This is a genomic window from Macromonas nakdongensis (assembly GCF_002837145.1).
GTDB classification, from domain to species: domain Bacteria; phylum Pseudomonadota; class Gammaproteobacteria; order Burkholderiales; family Burkholderiaceae_C; genus Macromonas_B; species Macromonas_B nakdongensis.
Genome location: NZ_NWMV01000138.1, coordinates 1 through 5,418, shown reverse-complemented (window position 1 = coordinate 5,418; position 5,418 = coordinate 1). Strand labels below are relative to the sequence as shown.

Here is a 5,418-nt window from a genome sequence, read left to right as displayed (position 1 = left end):
AGCCCCGCCACCACCGCACCGATGCGGGGCAGCTCCGCCGGGGCGTTGCGCCCTTGGGGCCGGCCCAAGGCACGCTCGGCGGCGGGCACGTACAGCCACTGCGGCGGGATGTCGGGGGCGTCGGTCTCCAGCACCAGGGCAGCCAGGGGCAGTTCGGCGGCCAGGCGGCGCAGCTGCCGCGCGCTGTCGAAAGTGAGCGCACCGCCCAGCCCCAGGGCAAAGCCCAGGCCCAGGAAGGCCCGCGCCTGCACCCCACTGCCGTTGAAGGCATGCGCCAGCCCGGCCACCGGCCGGCCCTGGCGGGCCAGGGCGCGCAGGGCCTGCAGCAAGGCATCGGCCGAACGGCGCACGTGCAGCAGCACCGGCAGGCCGTGGCGCTGGGCCAGATGCAACTGTGCCCGGTAGAACCGGGTCTGGCGCTCGCGTTGGGCCGGCTGGCACAGTTCGGGCACGAAAAAGTCCAGACCGATCTCGCCCACCGCCACCAGGCGCGGGTCGTCGCGGTGGCGCTGCAGGGCCGCGTCCAGGGCGGCCAGGTCCTCGTCCTGGGCCTGCGGCACGCACAGGGGGTGGATGCCCAGGGCGTAGGCGTCGCCGGTCTGGTGCGCCAGGGCCCGCACCACGGCCCAGTTGCCGCGTGCCACCGCCGGGTACACGCACAGCCCCACGCCGGCCTGGCGCGCCTCGTCGCGGGCGCGCAGGCGCTTGGTGTCGCTCCATTCGGCGGCATCCAGGTGGCAATGCGTGTCGATCCACATACCCGGACCATTATGGTTCAGCCCCACAGCAGGGGTGTGCTGGTGCACAATGGCCACACCCCACCACCCCCAGGGAAAAGGACTTGAGTCTCAAAAACCGGTTTCTGCTGCTCACCACCGCGTTGATCGTCTCGGCCACGGTGTTGACCTGGGCGATGTTCCGCGTGGTGGCCGAGCGCGTGATCGAGCAATGGGGCGAACGTGTGGTGGACATCCAGGTCCGTTACGACAGCGCCCGGCTGCTGCGCCCGATCGAGCGTGAAATCGCCCTGGCCCGGCAAATGGCCGATTCGCAGGTGCTCAAACGCTGGGCACGCGACCCGGACAACCCCTTGCTCAAGGCCTATGCCCTGCAGGAGATGGAGAGCTACCGCCTCAACTTCCAGGACCGCAGCTTTTTCGTTGCACTGCAGGCCAACGGCGCCTATTTCCACAACAACGCGGCCAACCAGTACGCCGAAGAGCCGCTGCGCTACCACCTCCGGCCCGACGACCCGGACGACGCCTGGTTCTACCAACTGATCCGCCAGGGGCGGCCGTTCCACCTCAACGTCAACCCCGATCCCGAGCTGAAGGTGACCAAGCTGTGGATCGACGTGCTCATGCGCGACGGCGACCAGGTCCTGGGCATCGTGGGCACCGGGGTGGAGCTGGACACCTTCCTGCGGGATGTGGTGGACCTGAGCCAGCCGGGCATCACCAGCCTGTTCGTCGATGCCAACGGCGCCATTCAGCTGTTCCGCGACCAGAAGCTGATCGACTTCGCCAGCGTGGTCAAGCCCGAGGGCCAGAAAAGCCTGTTCACCCAATTGTTCGACACGTCCGAAGACCGCTCCCGGATGCAGGCCCACCTGCAACGCCTGGGCCAAGCCAGCCACCCCGGCGGCACCGTCATCAACGATTTCGTGCAGATGAACGGCCAGCGCCATCTGGTGGGCATGGCCCACCTGCCCACCATCGGCTGGTACGAGGTCACCCTGATCGACCTGGACCAACTGATGCCGGTGCGCCGCTTTGCCCCGATCGCCGCCGTGATCGGTCTGGTGCTGGTGGCCAGTCTGCTGCTGTTCCACCTGAGCCTGCGGCGCTGGGTGCTCACCCCCCTGGCTGCCCTGGAACACGCGATGCTGCGGGTGCGCGACGGCGACCTGGCCCCGCCCGAACTGCCGGTGGCCCACAGCGAAATCGGCCGCCTGATCGGCCATTTCAGCAGCATGGCCAGCGCCATCCGCGACAACACCCGCGACCTTGAAGCCAAGGTGCGCGAACGCACCGAGGCCCTGGACCGCCTGGCCAGCGTGGACGCCCTGACCGGTCTGGCCAACCGGCGCGGCATGACCGACATCATGGCCCGCAGTGCCGAACGCGCGCGCCGCGAAGGCGTGGCCTACGGCGTCATCTACCTCGACGTGGACTGGTTCAAGCAGATCAACGACACGCGCGGCCACGCCGCCGGCGACGCCGCCCTGGTGGAAGTGGCGCGCCTGCTGCGCGCCAACCTGCGGCCCTACGACCACGCCGGACGCTGGGGTGGGGACGAATTCCTCGTCATCCTCTCGCCCTGCGACGCCGAGACGCTGGTGAAGATCGGCGAACGCATCCGCCAGGACGTGGAAACCCAGACCCGCGACAACGGCCACCACATCACCCTGAGCCTGGGCGGTACCATGGCAAGCGGCCACGAGAGCAGCGACGCCCTGCTGCACCGGGTGGACGCCGCCCTGTACCAGGCCAAGGCCGCCGGCCGCAACGGCTTCCGACTGGCCGAGGAGGCGTGATGACCGACCCCGCCCGCCACCTCACCATCGTCACCGGCGCCTCGCGCGGGCTGGGCCTGGCACTGGCCCGGCAGCGGCTGTCGCCGCAAGGGGTGCTGCTGTGCATCTCGCGCCACACCTCGGACGCACTGGCACACGCCGCCACCGAGGTCGGGGCCCACCTGGAGCAGTGGACGCAGGACCTGGCCCAGACCGCGGAAGCGGCCGAACGGCTGGAGCGCTGGCTGCACAGCCTGCACGCACCGGCGCTGGACAGCGCCACGCTGATCAACAACGCCGGCGTGATCCCGGCCATCGGCCCGCTGAACGACTGCCCGGCGCAAGACCTGGCCCATGCCCTGCGCGTCGGGCTGGAAGCGCCCATGGCCCTGACCGGCGCCTTCCTGCGCGCCACCCAGGCCTGGGTGGACGCCGGCTGGCAAGGCCCGCGCAAGGTGCTGAACATCTCGTCCGGTCTGGGGCGGCGCGCCATGGCCGGACAGGCACCCTACTGCGCGGCCAAGGCCGGACTGGACCATTTCAGCCGCTGCACCGCGCTCGACGAAGCCCAGCGCCCGCACGGTGCACGCGTCGTTTCGCTGGCCCCGGGCGTGATCGACACCGACATGCAGGTGCAACTGCGTGCCGGCGACCCGGCCCGCTTCCCCGACCGGGCGCGTTTCGTCGGCCTGAAAACCGGGGGCCTGCTCACCCCGCCCGAGGCCGCCGCCACGCAAGTGCTGGCCCACCTGGAGCACGCCGATTTCGGCCAGGACGTGGTGGCCGACGTGCGCGACTGACAGGCAGAAGCCGCACGGCGTCGCCCAGCCGACAGGCTCGCGCAGCCGTCAGGTGCACGGCAGGAATGGGGCGCTATGATGGACCGGTGGTGGCCACAGCCTCGGTCGCCCCCTTACCCACACCTCTCAGGAGACCCAGCATGACCCGTGAAGTCGTCGTCGTCAGCGCCGTGCGCACCGCCATTGGCACCTTTGGTGGCAGCCTCAAAGACATCCCCCCCACCGAACTCGGCGCCCTGGTCGTGCGCGAGTCCCTGGCCCGCGCCCAGACCGCCGGGACCGACGTCGGCCACGTGGTCTTCGGCCACGTCGTCAACACCGAGCCGAAAGACATGTACCTGTCGCGCGTGGCGGCCATCAACGGCGGCTGTGCCGAGGCCACCCCGGCCTTCAACGTCAACCGCCTGTGCGGCTCGGGTCTGCAGGCCATCGTCTCGGCGTCGCAGTCCATCCTGCTGGGCGACTGTGACGTCGCCATCGGCGGCGGCGCCGAGTGCATGAGTCGCGCGCCCTACGCCAGCCTCACCAGCCGCTGGGGCGCCCGCATGGGCGACACCAAGATGGTGGACATGATGATCGGTGCCCTGCACGACCCCTTCCACAACATCCACATGGGGGTGACGGCCGAGAACGTGGCGGCCCAGTACGGCATCACCCGCGAGATGCAGGACGCGCTGGCGGTGGAAAGCCACAACCGCGCCCAGAAGGCGACCGAAGCCGGTTACTTCAAAGAGCAGATCGTGCCCGTCATGCTCAAGAGCAAGAAGGGTGAGGTGGCCTACGCCACCGACGAACATTTCCGCACCGGCGCCACGCTGGAAGACTTCGCCAAGCTCAAGCCGGTGTTCGCCAAAGAGAACGGCACCGTGACCGCGGGCAACGCCAGCGGCATCAACGACGCGGCCGCCGCCGTGGTGCTGATGGACGCCAAGACCGCCCAGGCCCGCGGCCTGGCACCCATGGCCCGCCTGGTGGGTTACGCCCACACCGGGCTGGACCCCAAGATCATGGGCGTGGGCCCGATCTCGGCGACGCAGGCGGTGTTGAAGAAAACCGGCCTGAGCGTGAACGACCTGGACGTGATCGAGGCCAACGAGGCCTTCGCGGCCCAGGCCTGTGCGGTGACCAAGACCCTGGGCCTGGACCCGGCCAAGGTCAACCCCAACGGGTCGGGCATTTCGCTGGGCCACCCGATCGGGGCCACGGGCGCGCTGATCACGGTCAAGGCCCTGTACGAGCTGCAACGCACCGGCGGCCGCTACGCGCTGGTGACGATGTGCATCGGCGGTGGCCAGGGCATCGCCGCCATCTTCGAGCGGGCTTGAGCCACACGGCGGTGCAGGACTGACGCGGTGGACACCCACACCGGCACCGCCCCTGGCGCGGCACCCACCCACTGGGGCGCTGCCCTGGCCGCGCTGGAGCAGGGGCTGCTGCAGCGCGACGTGGCCGCGCGCTGCCTGCTCCTGGCCACCCTGGCCGGCGAGCACGTGCTCCTGCTCGGCCCGCCCGGCACCGCCAAAAGCGAACTGGCGCGGCGCCTGCACCGGCGCCTGCCCGGCACGCGCTATTTCGAGCGCCTGCTGACCCGCTTCACCGTGCCCGAAGAGCTGTTCGGCCCCCTCTCGCTGCGCGCCCTGGAGGACGACCGCTACGAGCGCCTGACCGAGGGTTACCTGCCCCAGGCCGAAGTCGCTTTTCTGGACGAGGTGTTCAAGGCCAACTCGGCCATCCTCAACACCCTGCTCGGGCTGCTGCACGAACGCCAGTTCGACAACGGCAGCCAGCGCCAGCCCGTGCCCCTGTTGTGCCTGGTGGGCGCCAGCAACGAACTGCCCCAGGACGAGGGCCTGCTGGCCTTCTACGACCGTTTCCTGCTGCGCGTCCCCGTCGCGCCGGTGGACGACGAACACTTCCACGCCCTGCTGCTGGCCCCACCGCCGACCCCGGCCCAGGACCCCGCGGGCGATGCCGGCACACCCGCCACCCTGCACCCCGCCGATCTGGCCGCCTTGCGCCAGCGGGCGGCCGCCCTGCCGCTGCCGGCCGAGGTGCTGGAGCACCTGGTCCAGGCGCGCCAGCGCTGCCGCGCGCAGCACCCCC

General features: G+C 70.4%; 5 protein-coding genes. 4 read left to right on the top strand and 1 reads right to left on the bottom strand.

All coding sequences use genetic code 11. The features are described from left to right. Nucleotides 1–758: TatD family hydrolase (locus CON77_RS14110; protein ID WP_101050151.1), on the bottom strand; the 758-nt coding region annotated here is incomplete at its 3' end. An 83-nt stretch (nucleotides 759–841) separates the two neighbouring features. On the opposite strand from CON77_RS14110, the gene CON77_RS14105 reads away from it, so the two are divergent. The 4 genes from CON77_RS14105 to CON77_RS14090 all read left to right on the top strand — a co-directional run. Continuing rightward, nucleotides 842–2,536, top strand: a complete 1,695-nt coding sequence (locus CON77_RS14105) for a diguanylate cyclase (RefSeq protein ID WP_101050149.1) — start codon at nucleotides 842–844, stop codon at nucleotides 2,534–2,536. Next, a complete protein-coding gene (locus CON77_RS14100; protein WP_101050147.1) occupies nucleotides 2,536–3,315 on the top strand; it encodes an SDR family NAD(P)-dependent oxidoreductase in 780 nt (259 codons plus the stop codon). Before CON77_RS14105 ends, CON77_RS14100 begins: the two co-directional genes overlap by 1 nt. Nucleotides 3,316–3,455: 140 nt before the next feature. Further along, on the top strand, nucleotides 3,456–4,640 hold the full coding sequence (gene bktB, locus CON77_RS14095) for a beta-ketothiolase BktB (protein WP_101050145.1): 1,185 nt from the start codon (nucleotides 3,456–3,458) through the stop codon (nucleotides 4,638–4,640). 27 nt (nucleotides 4,641–4,667) lie between these two features. Then, nucleotides 4,668–5,418: AAA family ATPase (locus CON77_RS14090; RefSeq protein WP_157826985.1), on the top strand; the 751-nt coding region annotated here is incomplete at its 3' end.